Origin of the sequence: Pseudomonas plecoglossicida NBRC 103162 = DSM 15088 (assembly GCF_000730665.1) — a bacterium.
Classification (GTDB): domain Bacteria; phylum Pseudomonadota; class Gammaproteobacteria; order Pseudomonadales; family Pseudomonadaceae; genus Aquipseudomonas; species Aquipseudomonas plecoglossicida.
In genome coordinates this window covers 36,181-54,449 of record NZ_BBIV01000016.1, presented here as the reverse complement: position 1 = coordinate 54,449, position 18,269 = coordinate 36,181, and the positions used below count along the sequence as shown (strand labels likewise).

Genomic DNA, 18,269 nt, shown 5'->3' with positions numbered 1-18,269 from the left:
CGGCGATGAGGGATAACACCCTATCCAGCCTGGGCGCGAATGCAGATCGCATCATGCCGCCAATACTCCAGGTCACAGTCGATCAGGTGTCCGTGCTGGTCGCTGTTGACCCGGGTGATATGCAGCCCGGGACTGCCCGCCGACACCTTCAGCGCCGCCGCCGCTTCCACAGGCAAAGCGGTGGGCAATATCTCGAAGCGCACCTTTCCATACTGGATGCCATACACCCGCCCGTAGAGCTCGGTCAGCGATTGCGCCAGGTCCTGTTCGAGAATGCCCGGGAAGTACGCCGGATTGAGGTAATGCTCGGCATACAGCACCGCCCGCCCATCGATCCGTCGCAACCGGCAGATCCGCACCACGCTGGACAATGCCGGCAGGCACAGGCGCTCACAGATGCTCGCCGAGGCCGGTTGCAGCCGTGCCGACAACAGCTCGGTAGAGGGTTGTCGCCCCTGGTCCCGGACCATCGCATGGAAATGACTGCGCTCGATCAGGTCGTAGGTCAGCCGTTGCGGCGCGACGAACCAGCCGCGCCGCTCCTCGCGGTAGATCAACCCCTGGGCCTCGAGCTGCACCAAGGCCTCGCGCAGGGTGATGCGGGTGGTGTCGAACACCTCGCTCAGCCTGCGCTCGGACGGCAGCTTGCCGCCCGGCGCCAACAGGCCGTGCTCGATCTGCTCCTGCAAGGCATGGCAGATGGCTGTTACCGCACGCGGTGGCGTCGACTGCATCAAGGGTTACCTATCTGGACTAGTCCAGCCCCACGACAGGGCCTCTGGAGGATAGTGCAAGCCTAGGCAGGGCTGATGAACATCCTGTGACAGAGCTCTGGGCACAGTCACCGCCAGAGGCGCACAAAGCCCGCGGAATCAAGGGTACGAACTGGTCTACGCTGTACTTTCAGGCAACTGCAGCCAGCGCTTGCGGCCTTCTCCTACATCAAACTGTCACGCAAGCGGCCTACCTTGGCGCAAGGTTTGCTGACCTAGACCAACGGTTCCCAAGCAACGCTTTCATGATTCGCAACGATCGCTAAAGGCACCCACCCAAGGAGCTTCGGATGAAAAAGTTCTTCATGGCGTCACTGCTCGGTTCGGCTATCGCCCTGTGTACCTCGGCCATGGCCGCCGGCCCCGACCTCAAGGCCCTGGAAGACGCCGCCCGTAAAGAAGGCGCCGTCAACAGCGTGGGCATGCCCGATGCCTGGGCCAACTGGAAAGACACCTGGGACGACCTGGCCAACAAATATGGCCTCAAGCACAGCGACACCGACATGAGTTCGGCCCAGGAAATCGCCAAGTTCGATGCGGAGAAAGACAACGCCAGTGCCGATATCGGCGACGTCGGTGCGGCGTTCGGCCCGATCGCGGTGACCAAAGGTGTGAGCCAGCCGTACATGCCAAGTACCTGGGACCAGGTGCCCGCGTGGGCCAAGGACAAGGACGGCCACTGGGCGCTGGCCTATACCGGCACCATCGCCTTCATCATCAACAAGGACCTGGTGAAGGAAAGTGACCGCCCTACCAGCTGGCACGACCTGGAGAAGGGCAAGTACAAGGTCGCCATCGGTGACGTCAGCACAGCCGCCCAGGCCGCCAATGGTGTGCTGGCCGCCGCCATCGCCTACAAGGGCGACGAAAAGAATATCGACCCCGGCCTGCAGCTGTTCACCAAACTGGCCCAGCAGAAACGCCTGTCGCTGGCCAACCCGACCATCCAGACCCTGGAGAAGGGCGAAGTGGAAGTCGGCGTGGTGTGGGACTTCAACGGCCTGAGCTACCGTCAACAGATCGACCCCAAGCGCTTCGAGGTGCTGATCCCCTCCGACGGCTCGGTGATTTCCGGCTATACCACCATCATCAACAAGTACGCCAAGCATCCGAATGCGGCCAAGCTTGCGCGTGAATACATCTTCAGCGATGCCGGGCAGATCAACCTGGCCAAGGGACACGCCCGGCCGATTCGCGCCGAGCACCTGAAGCTGCCGGAGGATGTGCAGGCCAAGCTGCTGCCCAACGAGCAGTACAAGGCCGCGCAGCCGATCAAGAATGCCGAGGCGTGGGAAGCGACCTCCAAGAAGCTTCCGCAGATGTGGCAGGAACAAGTGATCATCGAGATGGAATAAAGCAGCCGCAAGCTGTAAGCGCCAAGCTGCAAGAAGAAGCCGAACCGCCTCTACTTGCAGCTTGTGGCTTGCAGCTTGTCGCTCTCCTCATTGGAGCCACCATGCAACACAACGTCATCCTGGTCCTGCTCGACGGCCTCAACCATCAGGTAGCCCACCACGCCATGGGCCACCTGCATGCCTACGTCGAAGCCGACCGCGCCGCGCTGTACCGCGTCGAATGCGAGCTCCCTTCGCTGTCGCGCCCGCTGTACGAGTGCATCCTCACCGGCGTTCCACCCATCGACAGCGGCATCGTGCACAACAACGTCAACCGCCTGTCCAACCAGCGCAGCGTGTTCCACTACGCCCGCGAGGCGGGCCTGGGCACGGCGGCGGCGGCCTATCACTGGATGAGCGAACTGTACAACCGCTCGCCCTTCGACCCGCTGCGCGATCGCCATACCCATGCGCCCAAGCTGCCGATCCAGCATGGCTCGTTCTACTGGGCCGACCACTATCCCGATTCGCACCTGCTGGCCGACGCCGAGTACCTGCGCCGCCGCCACGCACCGAACTTCCTGCTGGTGCACCCGATGAACATCGACGACGCTGGCCACCGTCACGGCCTGGACAGCAGTCAGTACCGCAACGCCGCGCGCTCCGCAGACATTCTCCTGGCCGACTACCTGCCGCGCTGGCTGGAAGAGGGCTACCAGGTACTGGTCACCGCCGACCATGGCATGAACAACGACCGCTCGCACAACGGCCTGCTGGCCGAGGAGCGCGAAGTGCCGCTGTTCGTGTTCGGCGATGCCTTCAGCCTCGACCCTGCGGCCAAGCCGCTGCAGACCGAGTTGTGCGGGACCATCTGCGAACTGCTCGGCGCGCCCCACGACAAGACCGTGTGCCGGGAGCTGCTCAAGTGACGGTGATCAAGAGCAGCAGCAGCCGCGCCCGCTTCCTCGCCCTGCTCTGTCTGCTGCCGTTCGCCGTGTTCTTCGTCATCTTCCAGATCGCCCCGCTGGCCTGGGTGGCGATCAACAGCGTGCAGTCGGAGGCCGGCTGGGGGCTGGACAACTTCAGCAAGGTGTTCGCCTCCAAGTTCTACCTGCAGGCGCTGCAGCGCAGCCTGGAGATCAGCTTCTGGTCAAGCCTGTTCGGCATCGTCATCGCCACCCTCGGTGCCTACTCGCTGCGCCAGGTGGATTCACGACTGCGCGACTTCGTCAGCGCCTTCGCCAACATGACCAGCAACTTCGCCGGCGTACCGCTGGCCTTCGCCTTCATCATCCTGCTCGGCTTCAACGGCGCGCTGACCCTGTTGCTCAAGCAGGCAGGCCTGCTGGAAGACTTCAGCATCTATTCCAAGAGCGGGCTGATCCTGGTGTACACCTATTTCCAGATCCCGCTCGGCGTGCTGCTGCTCTACCCAGCCTTCGACGCTCTGCGCGAAGACTGGCGCGAATCCGCCGCGCTGCTCGGCGCCAGCCACTGGCAGTACTGGCGGCATATCGGCCTGCCGGTACTGACCCCGGCACTGCTCGGCACCTTCGTCATCCTGCTGGCCAATGCACTGGGTGCCTATGCCACGGTGTATGCGTTGACCACCGGCAATTTCAACGTGCTGCCCATCCGCATCGCCAGCCTGGTGGCCGGCGACATCAGCCTCGACCCGAACCTGGCCAGCGCGCTGGCCATGGTACTGGTGGGGTTGATGACGCTGGTCACGGTGGTCCATCAATGGCTGCTCAAGAGGAGCTACCATGCGCGCTGAAAAGACTGCTGCCGGGCTCTACCACCGCGTGGTGGTCTACCTGCTGTTCCTGATCCTGCTGCTGCCGCTGGCCGGCACCCTGCTCTACTCGCTGGCCACCAGCTGGTCGGCCACCCTGCTGCCCAGCGGGCTGACCCTGAAATGGTACCTGGCGCTGTGGAGCGAGCCGCGCTTTCTCGCCGCCTTCGGCCAGTCGCTGCTGGTGTGCGTCGGCGCCCTGGTGCTGTCGGTGGTGCTGATCCTGCCGCTGTTGTTCGTGGTGCACTACCACTTCCCCAAGCTCGACGCACTGATGAACATCCTCATCCTGCTGCCGTTCGCGGTGCCGCCGGTGGTGTCGTCGGTCGGCTTGCTGCAGCTGTATGGCAGCGGGCCGATGGCCATGGTCGGCACGCCGTGGATCCTGATCGGCTGCTACTTCACCATCGCCCTGCCGTTCATGTACCGAGCGATCACCAACAACCTGCAGGCGATCAACCTGCGCGATCTGATGGACGCCGCCCAGCTGCTCGGCGCCAGTACCTGGCAGGCAGCGTTGCTGGTGGTGCTGCCGAACCTGCGCAAGGGCCTGATGATCGCCCTGCTGTTGTCGTTCTCCTTCCTGTTCGGCGAGTTCGTGTTCGCCAACCTGCTGGTGGGTACCCGCTACGAGACCCTGCAGGTGTACCTGAACAACATGCGCAACAGCAGCGGCCATTTCAACAGCGCGCTGGTGATCTCGTACTTCGCCTTCGTGCTGGTCATGACGTGGATCGCCAACCGTTTGAACAAGGACAAGACCTGACATGAGCTTCGTCAGCGTACAGAAACTGCACAAAAGCTATGCCAGCACCCCGGTGTTCGAGAACATCGACTGCCAGATCGAACGCGGCGAGTTCGTCACCCTGCTCGGCCCTTCCGGCTGCGGCAAGTCCACGCTGCTGCGCTGCATCGCCGGGCTGACCTCGGTGGACGGCGGACAGATCCTCCTCGATGGCCAGGACATCGTGCCGCTGAGCCCGCAGAAGCGTGGCATCGGCATGGTGTTCCAGAGCTATGCGCTGTTCCCCAACATGACCGTGGAGCAGAACGTCGCCTTCGGCCTGCGCATGCAGAAGGTCAAGGCCGACGAGAGCCGGGCGCGCGTGCGCGAGGTGCTGGAGCTGGTCGAGCTGGGCAGTTTCGCCGGGCGCTATCCGCACCAGCTGTCGGGCGGCCAGTGCCAGCGCGTGGCCCTGGCCCGCTCGCTGGTCACAAGGCCGCGCCTGCTGCTGCTCGACGAGCCGCTTTCGGCGCTGGATGCAAGGATCCGCAAGCACCTGCGCGAACAGATCCGCGCGATCCAGCGCGAGCTGGGGCTGACCACCATATTCGTCACTCACGACCAGGAAGAGGCGCTGACGATGTCGGACCGCATCTTCCTGATGAACCAGGGGCGCATCGTCCAGAGCGGCGATGCCGAAACCCTGTATACCGCCCCCGTCGACCTGTTCGCCGCGGGCTTCATCGGCAACTACAACCTGCTCGACGCCGACAGTGCCAGCCGACTCCTGCAGCGCCCGGTGGCCAGCCGCCTGGCGATCCGCCCGGAGTCGATCACCCTGGGCCTGAACGGTGAACTGGACGCCCAGGTGCACAGTCACAGCCTGCTCGGCAACGTGATCCGTTACCGCGTACGGGTGCGCGAGGTGGAGCTGGTGGTCGATGTGCTCAATCGCTCGCCGGCCGACCTGCACGCCGACGGCCAGCGGGTATCCTTGTCGATCGACCCCACGGCGCTACGGGAAGTGGCCTAAGGAGATTCAATACATGGCACTGGCAATTTTCGATCTCGACGAAACCTTGATCCATGGCGACTGCGCGTCGTTGTGGAGCGAACAGATGGCCCGCCTGGGCTGGGTAGATGGCAAGGAGTTCTTGCGCCGTGACCATGCGCTGATGGAGGCCTACGGCAAGGGCCACCTGCAGATGGAAGACTACATGGCCTTCAGCCTCGAACCGATTGCCGGGCGCACGCTGGAAGAGGTGGAACACCTGGTCGAGCCGTGGGTCGAGGAGGTGATCGAACCGATCATCTACGGCGACGCCTGCCGCTGTATCGCCGAGCACCGCAAGCGGGGCGACCGCATCCTGATCATTTCCGCTTCGGGCACGCACCTGGTCGGGCCGATAGCGGCGCGCCTGGGGGTGGATGAGTACCTGGCGATCGAGCTGGAGGCGGTGAACGGGGTGTATACCGGCAAGACCCACGGGGTGCTGACCTACCGTGAAGGCAAGATCACCCGCTTGCTGGAGTGGCTGGACCAGGAGCAGGAGAACCTTGAGGGGGCGAGTTTCTATTCCGATTCGCGCAATGACCTGCCGCTGTTGCTGAAGGTGGATTTTCCGCATGTGGTGAACCCGGATGCGGTGCTGCGCGAGCATGCCGAGATCAATGGGTGGCCGATCTTGAGCTGGGCTTGAGGGCCATGGGCTGCAAAGCAGCCCCGGCAATCTCAAGCCAGGGTCGGGTCGATGACCATCACCAGCTTGCCCGACACCTGATTGCTCTCAAGCTCGGCATATGCCGCCTGGGCGAACTCTATCGGATAGGTATCCACCAGCTGCGGCGACAGGCGCCCTTCGGCGAACAGCGGCCACACCTGCTGCTGCAGCTCGCGCAGCAACTCGGCCTTGAACCCATCGTCACGGTTGCGCAACGTGGAGCCGGTGATTTCCAGGCGCTTGCCCAGCACCTGCGCCAGGTCCAGTTCGAACTTGCGCCCGCCCATCAGGCCGATGATGACCCAGCGCCCATCTCGGGCCAGCAGCTTGAGGTTCAGCTGGCCATAGCTGGCACCCACCGGGTCGAGAATCACATCGAACGGCCCGAGACCTTCGAGCGCCTCGAGGTTCTCGTTACGCACCACGCCACCGGCTGCACCCAGGGCCTGGCAGTAGGCCAGTCGATCCTGCGAGCCGACGCTGACATACACCGGGTTGCCAAACGCCTTGCACAGCTGGATCGCGGCCGAACCCACGCCACTGGCACCCGCGTGCACCAGCACCTTCTCGCCCGCCTTCACCGCACCCAGCTGGAAGATGTTCAACCAGGCCGTGGCATACACCTCGGGCAGCGCCGCCGCTTCCTGCAGGCTCAGGCCCTCGGGTACCGGCAGCACATGGCGGGCGTCCACCACCACTTCCTCGGCCATCGCGCCGCTGGCCAGCAGTGCGCACACCCGGTCGCCCACGCGCCAGTCGGCGCCCGCCCCCACTTCCTCGATAATGCCGGCGCACTCCAGGCCCATGTACGGGCTGGCGCCTGGCGGTGGCGGATAGAGGCCCTTCATTTGCAGCAGGTCGGCGCGGTTCAGGCCCGCGGCGGCCACCCGAATGCGTACCTGGCCAGCGTCACAAACCGGGCGTTCTGCCTCGACCCAGGCTACTTGTCCGTCTTCGCCTTGCAATGCTCTCACAGTGCCTCCATAGTTGAATCATGACTGAGCCTGGGGAGCGCTTGCCCCAGGCTTTTTGCAGTATTTGTCCGGCTCCATGGAACCGGCAACGGAAAAGACGGCCTACTATGCGTGATCAATTGCCTCCACGTCGAATCAGCATGAAGCATTTCCTCCCAAGCACCGCCCTGGCCCTGATGATGGGCCTGGGCAGCCTCACGCTCGGCGGCAATGCGGCGGCCGCCAACAAGTGGGACAGCCTGCAGCCGGACCGTGACGAAATCGTCGCCAGCCTCAACGTGGTGGAGCTGCTCAAGCGCCACCACTACAGTAAGCCACCGCTCGATGACGCCCGCTCGGCGATCATCTACGACAGCTACATCAAGCTGCTCGACCCTGCGCGCAGCTACTTCACCGCGGCCGACATCGCCGAGTTCGACAAGTGGAAGTCGCAGTTCGACGACTTCCTCAAGAGCGGCAACCTCGACCCCGGCTTCACCATCTACAAGCGCTACCTGGACCGCGTGAAGCAGCGCCTGGACTTTGCCCTGGCCGAGCTGAACAAGGGCGTCGACAAGATGGACTTCACCGTCAAGGAAACCTTGCTGATCGACCGCAAGGACGCGCCGTGGTTGAAGAACCAGGCCGAACTCGACGACCTGTGGCGCAAGCGCGTGAAAGACGAAGTGCTGCGCCAGAAGATCGCCGGCAAAGAGCCCAAGCAGATCCAGGAAACCCTGACCAAGCGCTACAAGAACCAGCTGGCGCGCCTGGACCAGACCCGTGCCGAGGACATCTTCCAGGCCTACATCAATACCTTCGCCCAGTCCTACGACCCGCACACCAACTACCTGTCGCCGGATAACGCCGAGAACTTCGACATCAACATGAGCCTGTCGCTCGAAGGCATCGGCGCGGTGCTGCAGAGCGACAACGACCAGGTCAAGATCGTGCGCCTGGTGCCGGCAGGCCCTGCCGCGAAGACCAAGCAGGTGGCACCGGCCGACAAGATCATCGGCGTCGCCCAGGGCAACAAGGAAATGGTCGACGTGGTCGGCTGGCGCCTGGACGAAGTGGTCAAGCTGATCCGTGGTCCGAAAGGCTCGGTGGTGCGCCTGGAGATCATCCCGGCAAGCAATGCGCCAAGCGACCAGACCAGCAAGATCGTGTCCATCACTCGCGAAGCGGTCAAGCTCGAAGAGCAGGCAGCGAAGAAGTCGGTGCTCAAGCTCAAGCAGGATGGCCGCGACTACAAGCTGGGCATCATCGAGATCCCGGCCTTCTACCTGGACTTCAAGGCCTACCGTGCCGGCGACCCCGAGTACAAGAGCACCACACGCGACGTGAAGAAGTTGCTCACCGAGCTGAAGAAGGAAAAAGTCGACGGCGTGGTCATCGACCTGCGCAACAACGGCGGCGGCTCCCTGCAGGAAGCGACCGAGCTGACCAGCCTGTTCATCGAGAAAGGCCCTACCGTGCTGGTGCGCAACAGCGACGGCCGTGTCGACGTGCTCGAAGACGAAAACCCTGGCGCCTTCTACAAGGGCCCACTGGCGTTGCTGGTCAACCGCCTGTCGGCCTCGGCTTCGGAGATCTTCGCCGGTGCCATGCAGGACTACCACCGCGCCCTGATCATCGGCGGCCAGACCTTCGGCAAGGGCACCGTGCAGACCATCCAGCCGCTCAACCATGGCGAACTGAAGCTGACCCTGGCCAAGTTCTACCGGGTTTCCGGCCAGAGCACCCAGCACCAGGGCGTGCTGCCGGACATCGACTACCCGTCGATCATCGACACCAAGGAAATCGGCGAAAGCGCCCTGCCAGAAGCCATGCCATGGGACACCATCCGCCCGGTGGTCAAGCCTGCGGCCGACCCGTTCAAGCCGTTCCTGACCCAGCTCAAGGCGCAGCATGAGGCGCGCAGCGACAAGGATGCAGAGTTCACCTACATCCGTGACCGCCTGGCGCTGACCCAGAAGCTGATGAACGAAAAGACCGTCAGCCTCAACGAGCAGGATCGCCGCGCCCGCCACGACGACATCGAGGCCAAGCAGCTGGCGCTGGAAAACATCCGCCGCAAGGCCAAGGGTGAGGAGCCGCTCAAGGAGTTGAAGAAAGAGGACGAAGACGCCTTGCCGACCGAGGATGAAAACACCAAGCCGGAAGACGACGCCTACCTGTCGGAGACCGGTCGCATCCTGATCGACTACCTGAGCGCCAGCACCAAGGTGGCCAAGAAGTAAGGGTTGATCGTAATGAAAAAGCCAGGCATGCGATGCCTGGCTTTTTTTTGTGCGGGGATCGGCAGTGCATGCCTTGGATTTTGTGGCGCCGCGGATATCGAGCGCCGCGCGGGCGGCGCTCGATCTCATGACCGCTGGAAAACTAAAGCGGGGACCCAAGAGCCTCAGGCAATCTCGGGATAACTGTACTCGAACACCCTGACCACTTCGGAGGCATGCCACGACGCCGCTTCCATGCCATCGACCGGCCCGGAAAAGCGCCCCAGGCGTTCAACGCATTCGAAGAAGCCGGTTCGCGGCAGGCGGCTGGCGCCCTGGCTGATCACCAGCGAACTGCGCAGCGGCTGCTCGGCACGGGCATCGAGCACCGCCAGGTACTCCAGCGCGGCAGTCAGCGTCTGCATGGCAGGGCTGGGCAATTGCAGGCGCTCGATCAGCGCACGGTAGGTCAGCAAATGCCGTTGGCGGCGGGCCAGGTCAAGCTCGTCCAGCAGGCTTTGCCAATGCTGACGGCTGATCCTGACCTGGCTCATGACGGCTCGCTCCAGCCGCTGACGCCCAGGTGCCAGGCCAGGGCCCGTCGGATCGCTGCGTCCGGCTGGCGCTCGCCGGACTCGATCATGGCCAGGTAGGCCGGGCTGACACCGACATTTCGCGCCAGCTGTTCGGGAGCAATACCCTTAGCCTCACGCAACTTCGCCACTTCGCTGAAGGCCGGCAGTGCCACACTTGGCGCACTCGGCTCGTCTACTGCGGCAACTACCTCGGCAGGGGCCTGACCGGCTGCCTTGAGCAGCGCCTGGTACTGCTCCCAGGGAACGACAGCGTACTCGGGTTGACCGTCCCGGCTAATGACCTGAATACCCATTACAAACTCCCTCACTCAGGATTACAGCATGTAATCCGTAGGCATAACCGTTATGCCAATTATATTACCAAGTGCGAGAGTCTGTGGGGGATCGGCACGTTTTCAGTGCGTCTTGCGTTCCAGGCGCAGCGCTTCAGGGCTGTCTGGCAAGCGCTCGACCACACGCAGGCGCTCAGGCGTCTGGTGGTCGCGCCACGCCTTGAAGCGCGCAAGCTCATCGGCCACGGTCTTCAACACCCAACCGAGCACGGCGATGTCATCGAGAAACCCCACCCCCAGCAACCAGTCGGGAATGGCGTCGATGGGGCTTACGAAATAGAGCAGGCCGGCGACGATGGTCACCAGTGCCTTGGGGCTGATTGCCCGGTAATCGCCGCGCCACCAGGCCAGGCACAACGCCTGCAGCAACTTGACGTCCTCGCGCAGCTGGCCAAGGCGCGGGCCCTTGCGGGCCACGGCAAACAGCAGGGCCGGCAGCCGGCCACGGCTGAGAAGACGCTCGGCCAACGGCAGGAAGCGGGCGAAATTCCAGGGTGCGCTCATGGGGCCTCCAGCGGCAGAGGTTATCCACATTTATTGTGGATAACCTTGTGAACAGGGCGAAGTTTGTGACGGCAGGCGCCCACAAGGCAAGGGCCGCGGTCAGATCGGGCGTTTTTTACACAGTCGTGTCAGGTTCGCAAACGATTTGCGTCAGACAGCATCCTGCCTACCTTGCTCCGACAATCGCGCTGCACATCGGTTCTCTCGACCTTGCCGCACTAACGAAAACGCCCCGTCGAAACGGGGCGTTGTTCGCATCGCTGCCGTGATTACTTGGCAGGTGCTTCAGCTGGGGCCTCGGCTTCAGGAGCCTCGCCTTGCAGCTGGTTCTGGTCCTTGATCGCGATCAGTTCCAGGTCGAACACCAGTACCGAGTTGGCCGGGATCAGCGGGCTCGGGCTCTGTGCGCCGTAGGCCAGTTCAGCTGGGATGAACAGCTTGTACTTCTCGCCGACGTGCATCAGTTGCAGGCCTTCTACCCAACCCGGGATCACGCCGCTGACCGGCAGGTCGATCGGGCTGCCGCGCTCGACCGAGCTGTCGAACACCTTGCCGTCGATCAGCTTGCCTTCGTAGTGGACAGTGACCACGTCGGTCGGCTTGGGCTGTGCGCCGTCGGCCTTCTTGACCACTTCGTACTGCAGGCCCGAGGCGGTAGTGACCACGCCTGGCTTCTTGGCGTTCTCTTCGAGGAATTTCTTGCCGGCGGAAGCCGCTTCTTCGCTGGCCTTGGCCAGACGTTCTTCGGCACGCTTCTGCAGCGAGGTGAAGGCTTCTACCAGCTCTTCGTCCTTGATGCGTTGCTCTTTCTTGCCGACCGCATCTTCGATGCCGAGGGCGACGGCTTTGGAATCAAGGTCTTCCATGCCTTCCTGAGCCAGGCTCTTGCCCATGTTAAGGCCGATACCGTAGGAGGCTTTCTGTGCCGGAGTCTTCAGCTCGGGGCTGCTGGCTTGTTGGTCACAGCCAGCCAGTACCAGGCCTACCAGGGCAACCGCAGCCGCCAGACGATGCTGTTTCATGCTATTTCCTTGTTCATGCGCCATGTGGGCAATCAGGGTAAAGCCGCGAGCTTATCAGGCGGCCATTACCAATGGCTACCGGCATAAGAGCGGGTTCTGATAAGGAAGTTCAGTACTTAAAAGGATATTCATCCGCCAAGTACAGCCACTGGCCATTATTGACCGTCAATCACGCTTTTGCCCGAAATTTATGGCGATTCATATCTGGCAGTTCTGAGCGTCTCGCAGCCCTCAGGGATAGCGCGCATTGCGATACGCCTGCGCCACCTCACGCAGCACCTCGCAAACCCATTGCCCCGGCAGGCTCAGCGGCAACGCGGCATTGCGGCAGATACCGACCGAACCGCCCGGTTCGCGCACGCCCAGGTCAAGCTCCGCCAATTCGCCGCGGCGCAGATCAAGCAGCACGGCATCGCGTGGCGCTACCCAGACACCATCGCTGCCCAGCAGATAGCGCCTGCTCAATGCCAGCGACAGGGTTTCCAGGCGCTGCGCAGGCATCTGGATGCCGCACTGCACGAACAGGCTGTCGGCGTGCTGGCGGATGGTGGTGCCGGAAGGAGGAAGCACCAGGGGAAAGCGACTCACCTGCGCCCGCTCCACCGGCACCTTCGACAGCAGAGGATGCCCAGGGCGCACCACCAGCGCCATTGATTCGCTGTACAGGTGCTCGAACGACAAACCCTGGATCTGCGGGCTGTCGGTCATGCGCCCGACCACCAGCTCCAGCTCCCCCAGGTGCAGCTGACCAAGCAGCTGTGCACTGACCCCGGTGACCACGCTGATCACCAGCGCCTCATGGCGTTGATGCAGGCGACACAGAACTTCCGGCATCAGCAGCCCTTCGACCGTCGACAGCACGCCAATTCGCACCTGCGACGGTTCCCGGGCCTCGCCACGCAGGCTGTTCACGCCATCGCGCAAGGCCTGCACGCTGGGCCCGGCATAGCGCATGAAGCGGGTACCGGCAGGCGTCAGCAGCACACCCTGGCGGCCACGCTCGAACAGGCGCGCCTCGAGCAGGTCTTCGAGCTCCTTGAGGGTCTTGGATATCGCCGGCTGACTGATCGCCAGAACGTCGGCAGCCCTGGCCAGGCTGCCCTGCCGGGCAATCTCCAGGAAACACAGCAAATGGCGGTACTTGATGCGGGTGTCGAGGTTCATGCCGGCAAGCTTAACGCATCGCCACCTGCGGCGTATCCGGGTCGCGCTGCTGGCGACGGAACTGGCCCGGCGGCAGGCCGTGGATCTGTCGGAAGCGCCGGGAGAAATACGCTTCATCGGCGAAACCGCACAGCCGCGCCACCTCCCCCACCGGCCGGCTGCCATTGAGCAGGTAGTTGCGCGCTGCATGCATGCGCCGCTCCAGCACCAGCTCGCTGAACGTCTTGCCGATTTCCTTGCGCAGCCAGTGGGTCAGATAGGTCGGTGACAGGTAGGTGGCTGCGGCGACTTTCTGCAGGTTGCGGTCAGGGTCGTCGATGTGCCGGCGCAGGTACTCGCTCATGCGGCCCAACGCAGCACGTCGGCTGAGCTGCGCAGCATTGCTTTCGGCCAGTTCGCGCAAGGGGTCGGCATACAGCCCGCAGACCAGCCCGATCAGTTGCAGCAAGAGGCCCTTGAGCACTTCGCGGGTGCCGAAGCGGCGCTTGGCGTCGAGCTCGCGCATCTGCGCCAGCAGGCGCCGCACCTCAGCGAAATCGGCGTCGTCGAGGCAGAAGTCCAGGTGCTCCTGAAAGCGAAACGGCGAAAGCTCCGGCGCCTGCAGGATCGACACTTCTTCCAGATCCATCGGGTCACAGGCCAGGTGCGGCAGGATGAAGGCCAGGGTATTGCGTCGGAATGGCCGTTGCACGTTGCCAATGTGCTGCTCGGTGTCGCCACCGAAGTTGACCTGGATCTGGAAGTATTCGTGCCGATGGGGCGCCGTCTCGGCGGGTCGGCCGCGCTGGTCGCGGATGTAGAAGTCCATCAGCTCGCTGCGCTGCTGCATGACGTAGGTCGGGACCTCGCGCTTGGGGGGCATCGGGCTGTCTCCACTTTGATTGATTTCAGGTCGAAAGTTGTACGATGACCAACCTCTTGAAATCAACCCCAGTTGCAAAAACCGCTTCTCCAGCATTCAGCTGCAAGCCTTCAAATCCCGCCTATCTAGCACCAAACCCGACACTACCCTGCCTGTATGATTTCTTGGACAACTCAGGCCAGTTCCCTGCGCCGCAAGAAAAACGGTCTAAAACCGCCGTTGCTTTTTAGATGTTGTACGACCACCTTAAAAAAGGGACTGCAGCCCTACCTCTACCAACAACAACAAACGAGGTCGACTCATGTCGAGCACCCCTACCTCCCGCACCGCGGCGCCTGCGTTCGCGCTGGACGCGGCCGCATCGCAACGCCTGCCTACCCGCCGCCGTTGGTTCATCGCCGCGGTTCGTCGCCACGACAAGCCGCGGCGATGGGGCCAGCGCAGTCGCATCAGGCCAGCGCGACTTCCACTGCCTCCCCATTCATCCGCACCGGCCACACCCGCAGCTGCTGCCCGGCATCTTCCAGGCACGCCCCGCTGTGCAGACTGAAATGCTGCTTGTACAGCGGCGCCGCCACCACCAGTTCACCCTGCAAGCTCCCCACCAGGCCGCGGCCAATGATGTTGGCCCCCGACCGCGGGTCGCGGTTGTCCACCGCGTACAGGCTCTGCTCCAGACCCGGCAGATAGAACACCGCCACCTGGGTACCGGCGAGCCAAACCACCACGCCGGAGTCGGCTACCAGGTCATCGGCCAGGCACACCGTTTGCCAGTTTTCCTGAGTGTGCATTGCAGCATTGGACAGGTTCATCACACAGCCTCCTCGGTGGTTGGAATCAAGTGCAGCGGCGCAGCAGGGCGGCGCTGTTCGCGTTCGCGCACGAAGTGCACATCCGGGTCGGCACGCCGGTCGTTGACGAAGGTACGGAAGCGCTTGAGCTTCTCGGGGTCGTTGAGGGCGTTGGCCCACTCGCATTCGTACTGGTCGACCACATGCTGCATCTGCGCCTCCAGTTCGGCGGCCAGGCCCAAGCTGTCTTCGAGGATCACCTGCTTGAGGTAATCCAGGCCACCTTCCAGGCTTTCGCGCCACACCGAGGTGCGCTGCAGCTTGTCGGCGGTACGGATGTAGAACATCAGCACGCGGTCGATCAGGCGCACCAGGGTCTCGTCATCCAGGTCGGTGGCGAACAGCTCAGCGTGGCGCGGGCGCATGCCGCCATTGCCGCAGACGTACAGGTTCCAGCCCCTGTCGGTGGCGATCACGCCGATGTCCTTGCTCTGCGCCTCGGCGCATTCGCGGGTGCAGCCGGACACTGCGAACTTGAGCTTGTGCGGGCTGCGCAGGCCCTTGTAGCGGTCCTCCAGGCGCAGGGCCATGCCGACACTGTCCTGCACGCCGTAGCGACACCAGGTGCTGCCCACGCAGGATTTCACCGTGCGCGTCGACTTGCCGTAGGCGTGGCCGGTCTCGAAGCCGGCTTCGATCAGCTCGCCCCAGATCAGTGGCAGCTCGTGCAGCTGGGCGCCGAACAGGTCGATGCGCTGGCCGCCGGTGATCTTGGTGTAGAGGTCGTACTTCTTCGCCACCTGGCCGATCACGATCAGCTTGTCGGGGGTGATTTCGCCACCGGGGATGCGCGGCACCACCGAGTAGGTGCCGTTCTTCTGCATGTTGGCCATGAAGGTGTCGTTGGTGTCCTGCAGCGGCACCAGCGCCGGGTCCATGATCGGTTGGTTCCAGCACGAGGCGAGGATCGAGCCCACGGCCGGCTTGCAGATGTCGCAGCCGACGTGCCCTTTGCCGTGGCGTTCGAGCAAGTCGTTGAAGGCGCGAATGCCCTCGACCCGTACCAAGCCGTAGAGCTCCTGGCGGGTGTAGGCGAAGTGCTCGCACAGGCTTTTGTCCACGGTCACGCCGCGGGCCGTCAGTTCATGCTCGAAGACCTGCTTGAGCAACGCCGCGCAGCCTCCGCAGCCGGTGGCCGCCTTGGTGCAGCCCTTGACTGCGGCGAGGTCGCCGCAGCCCCCGTCGATGGCGGCGCAAACCGCCCCTTTGCTGACGTTGTGGCATGAGCAGATGGTCGCACTGTCGGGCAGCGCATCGGCGCCCAGGGCCGGCGCACCGCCACCTTGCGGGAGGATCAACGCGGCCGGGTCGGCCGGCAGGGCGATGCCGTTCTGGGCGTATTGCAGCAAGGTGTCGTAGTAGCTGTTGTCGCCGACCAGCACCGCGCCGAGCACGCGCTTGCCGCTGGCGTCCACCACCAGCCGGCGGTAGGCGCTGTTGGCCTCGTCGATGAAGCGATAGCTGCGCGCGCCCGGCGTGGCGCCGTGGGCGTCGCCGATGGAGCCGACGTCCACGCCCAGCAGCTTGAGCTTGGTCGACATGTCGGCGCCGTTGAATGTCCCGGCGGCCTCGCCCAGCAGCAGCGCCGCCAGGTTGCGCGCCATGCTGTAGCCGGGGGCAACCAGGCCAAACACACTGCCGTTCCACGAGGCGCACTCGCCGATGGCGAAGATCCGCGGGTCGCTGGTGCGGCATTGGTTGTCGATCACCACACCACCGCGCGCGGCGATTTCCAGGCCACAGCCACGGCCCAGTGCGTCCTGCGGGCGAATGCCGGCAGAGAACACGATCAGGTCGGTTTCCAGGTGTTCGCCACCGTCGAAGTTCATGCGGTAGCGGTGCTGTTCGCCGGTGCTGATCGACTGGGTCGCCCGCGACAGGTGCACGCCTACGCCAAGGGCTTCGATCTGCGCCTTGAGCGCAGCCCCGCCTTCGCCACCGGCCTTCGGCGGTGATCACCTGGCAACGCTCGCGGTCGATTTCCAGCACGGCTTCACCCAGGTGCAGGTGCACGCCGCTGTCGCCGTAGAAGTCCGGCCTGCACAGGGCCAGGGTTTCGGCACAGCTGCCGCCGAAGTATTCGGACAGGTGCACGCGGTCGTAGGCGCGCTGGCGCTCTTCGCCGAACACCCGCACTTCGAAGCGCGCCAGCGCACCGCGTTCGACCAGTTGCTCGACGCAATGGTGGCCGACCATGCCGTTGCCGACGATGATCAGTCGCTCTCGTTGCCCGCTGCTCGCTGTTGCCTTCATATGCCGATCCTCGATCAAAAAAAAAAGCGCCTGGAGCCGAAGCTCCAGGCGCCTTTGCCTGTATTCATCACGGTGTGCCCAGGTTGATCGCCATTGACCAGGGGGCTTGTTGTAGGGTGGATGTAGCAGGGACTGTGCCAAGGATCAGCGCACCATGCGGTGGCAGGCTGCGGGCCCATGGCGCTATGCTGGAGCAATTTCCAGCACGAGCTACTGCCACACCCCATGTCCCAGGTGATCCTCAAGACCCCCGCCCAACTCGACCTGATGCGTAACGCTGGCCAGCTGCTGGCCCAGGTGTTCGCCGACCTCGACAGCTTCATCCGCCCCGGCGTGACCACGATGCAGATCAACGACCGCGCCGAGGCATTCATCGTCGGCACGCTCAAGGCCCGCCCGGCCAGCAAGGGCCAGTACGGCTTCCCCTACTCGCTCAATACCTCGGTGGACCATGTGGTCTGCCACGGCATGCCCAAGGTCGATGAAGTGCTCAAGGAAGGCTCGATCATCAATGTCGACATCACCCTGGAGCAGGGTGGCTACATTGCCGACTCATCGAAGATGTACAGCATCGGGCAGATCAGCGACGAAGCCCGGCGGCTGGTCGACACCACCTACGACGCACTCTGGAAAGGCATCGCCCAAGTGCGTCCCGGCGCCACGCTGGGCGACATTGGCCATGCCATCCAGGCCCATGCCGAAGCGGCGGGCTACAGCGTGGTACGCGAGTATTGCGGACATGGCATTGGCCAGCAGATGCACGAAGGCCCTGAGGTGCTGCATTTCGGCCAGCGCGGCCTGGGCATGAAGCTCAAGCCCGGGATGGTGTTCACCATCGAGCCGATGATCAACCAGGGTGGTCGAGGGACACGAGAGTTGCGCGATGGCTGGACGGTGATCACCCGTGACCACAGCCTCTCGGCACAGTGGGAACATACCGTGGCGGTAACCGAGGATGGGGTCGAGGTGCTGACGCTGCGCGAAGAAGAGCGTCACCGCTGAAATCGCCGGCAAGCCGGTTCCCACAGGAACAGCACCACCTTTGAAGTCGATGGGTTGCTTGTGGGAGCCGGCTTGCCGGCGATGAGGCCTGCGCAGAAACAAAAAAAGCGACCCTAAGGTCGCTTTCTCTGTTGCTTCCGGGTGTTCAGTGGGCCCTGGAA

At 63.6% G+C, this 18,269-nt stretch carries 17 protein-coding genes and 1 pseudogene; 8 read left to right on the top strand and 10 right to left on the bottom strand.

The genetic code is table 11. The features are described from left to right. Window positions 1-20: 20 nt before the first annotated feature. Window positions 21-734, bottom strand: coding sequence for a UTRA domain-containing protein (locus PPL01S_RS11615; protein WP_016391343.1), 714 nt, complete (start codon window positions 732-734; stop codon window positions 21-23). A 329-nt stretch (window positions 735-1,063) separates the two neighbouring features. Between PPL01S_RS11615 and PPL01S_RS11610 the strand changes: the two genes are divergently transcribed. From PPL01S_RS11610 to PPL01S_RS11585, 6 genes are all read left to right on the top strand, one after another. After that, window positions 1,064-2,128, top strand: a complete 1,065-nt coding sequence (locus PPL01S_RS11610; protein WP_028626018.1) for an ABC transporter substrate-binding protein — start codon at window positions 1,064-1,066, stop codon at window positions 2,126-2,128. A 101-nt stretch (window positions 2,129-2,229) separates the two neighbouring features. Beyond that, the gene (locus PPL01S_RS11605; RefSeq protein WP_016391341.1) at window positions 2,230-3,036 is read left to right on the top strand and encodes an alkaline phosphatase family protein; all 807 of its coding nucleotides are present in this window, start codon (window positions 2,230-2,232) and stop codon (window positions 3,034-3,036) included. A gap of 5 nt (window positions 3,037-3,041) precedes the next feature. Continuing rightward, on the top strand, window positions 3,042-3,884 hold the full coding sequence (locus PPL01S_RS11600) for an ABC transporter permease (protein WP_415639439.1): 843 nt from the start codon (window positions 3,042-3,044) through the stop codon (window positions 3,882-3,884). Next, complete coding sequence (locus PPL01S_RS11595; RefSeq protein WP_016391339.1) at window positions 3,874-4,668, top strand: ABC transporter permease; 795 nt, start codon at window positions 3,874-3,876, stop codon at window positions 4,666-4,668. The genes PPL01S_RS11600 and PPL01S_RS11595 overlap by 11 nt, the downstream gene beginning before the upstream one ends. Window position 4,669: 1 nt before the next feature. Beyond that, window positions 4,670-5,659 (top strand): ABC transporter ATP-binding protein, encoded by a 990-nt coding sequence (locus PPL01S_RS11590; RefSeq protein ID WP_016391338.1) that lies wholly within the window; start codon window positions 4,670-4,672, stop codon window positions 5,657-5,659. Between the two features lie 13 nt (window positions 5,660-5,672). Then, window positions 5,673-6,326 (top strand): HAD family hydrolase, encoded by a 654-nt coding sequence (locus tag PPL01S_RS11585; RefSeq protein ID WP_016391337.1) that lies wholly within the window; start codon window positions 5,673-5,675, stop codon window positions 6,324-6,326. A 32-nt stretch (window positions 6,327-6,358) separates the two neighbouring features. Here PPL01S_RS11585 and PPL01S_RS11580 read toward each other — a convergent pair whose 3' ends face one another. Then, a complete protein-coding gene (locus tag PPL01S_RS11580; protein ID WP_028626020.1) occupies window positions 6,359-7,321 on the bottom strand; it encodes an NAD(P)H-quinone oxidoreductase in 963 nt (320 codons plus the stop codon). Between the two features lie 140 nt (window positions 7,322-7,461). Between PPL01S_RS11580 and PPL01S_RS11575 the strand changes: the two genes are divergently transcribed. Then, complete coding sequence (locus tag PPL01S_RS11575; protein ID WP_016391335.1) at window positions 7,462-9,543, top strand: carboxy terminal-processing peptidase; 2,082 nt, start codon at window positions 7,462-7,464, stop codon at window positions 9,541-9,543. A gap of 164 nt (window positions 9,544-9,707) precedes the next feature. Here PPL01S_RS11575 and PPL01S_RS11570 read toward each other — a convergent pair whose 3' ends face one another. From PPL01S_RS11570 to nirB, 8 genes and pseudogenes are all read right to left on the bottom strand, one after another. Then, window positions 9,708-10,076: a hypothetical protein gene (locus tag PPL01S_RS11570; protein WP_008101091.1), complete on the bottom strand. Its 369-nt coding sequence runs from the start codon at window positions 10,074-10,076 to the stop codon at window positions 9,708-9,710. Further along, window positions 10,073-10,411 (bottom strand): helix-turn-helix domain-containing protein, encoded by a 339-nt coding sequence (locus PPL01S_RS11565; RefSeq protein WP_016391334.1) that lies wholly within the window; start codon window positions 10,409-10,411, stop codon window positions 10,073-10,075. Before PPL01S_RS11565 ends, PPL01S_RS11570 begins: the two co-directional genes overlap by 4 nt. A gap of 102 nt (window positions 10,412-10,513) precedes the next feature. Then, window positions 10,514-10,954 (bottom strand): YkvA family protein, encoded by a 441-nt coding sequence (locus PPL01S_RS11560; RefSeq protein ID WP_016391333.1) that lies wholly within the window; start codon window positions 10,952-10,954, stop codon window positions 10,514-10,516. Window positions 10,955-11,223: 269 nt separating this feature from the next. After that, complete coding sequence (gene bamJ / locus PPL01S_RS11555; protein ID WP_016391332.1) at window positions 11,224-11,976, bottom strand: BamJ family beta-barrel-assembly machinery protein; 753 nt, start codon at window positions 11,974-11,976, stop codon at window positions 11,224-11,226. 231 nt (window positions 11,977-12,207) lie between these two features. Continuing rightward, window positions 12,208-13,140 (bottom strand): pca operon transcription factor PcaQ, encoded by a 933-nt coding sequence (gene pcaQ, locus PPL01S_RS11550; protein ID WP_016391331.1) that lies wholly within the window; start codon window positions 13,138-13,140, stop codon window positions 12,208-12,210. 10 nt (window positions 13,141-13,150) lie between these two features. Further along, window positions 13,151-14,002, bottom strand: a complete 852-nt coding sequence (locus tag PPL01S_RS11545) for a helix-turn-helix transcriptional regulator (protein ID WP_016391330.1) — start codon at window positions 14,000-14,002, stop codon at window positions 13,151-13,153. Between the two features lie 449 nt (window positions 14,003-14,451). After that, the gene (nirD, locus tag PPL01S_RS11540) at window positions 14,452-14,814 is read right to left on the bottom strand and encodes a nitrite reductase small subunit NirD (RefSeq protein ID WP_016391329.1); all 363 of its coding nucleotides are present in this window, start codon (window positions 14,812-14,814) and stop codon (window positions 14,452-14,454) included. After that, window positions 14,814-17,106 (bottom strand): annotated as a pseudogene (gene nirB / locus PPL01S_RS11535) (nitrite reductase large subunit NirB). The gene nirD and the pseudogene nirB overlap by 1 nt, the downstream one beginning before the upstream one ends. Window positions 17,107-17,331: 225 nt before the next feature. On the opposite strand from nirB, the gene map reads away from it, so the two are divergent. Continuing rightward, window positions 17,332-18,108, top strand: coding sequence for a type I methionyl aminopeptidase (map, locus tag PPL01S_RS11530; protein ID WP_016391327.1), 777 nt, complete (start codon window positions 17,332-17,334; stop codon window positions 18,106-18,108). The last annotated feature ends 161 nt before the right edge of the window (window positions 18,109-18,269 follow it).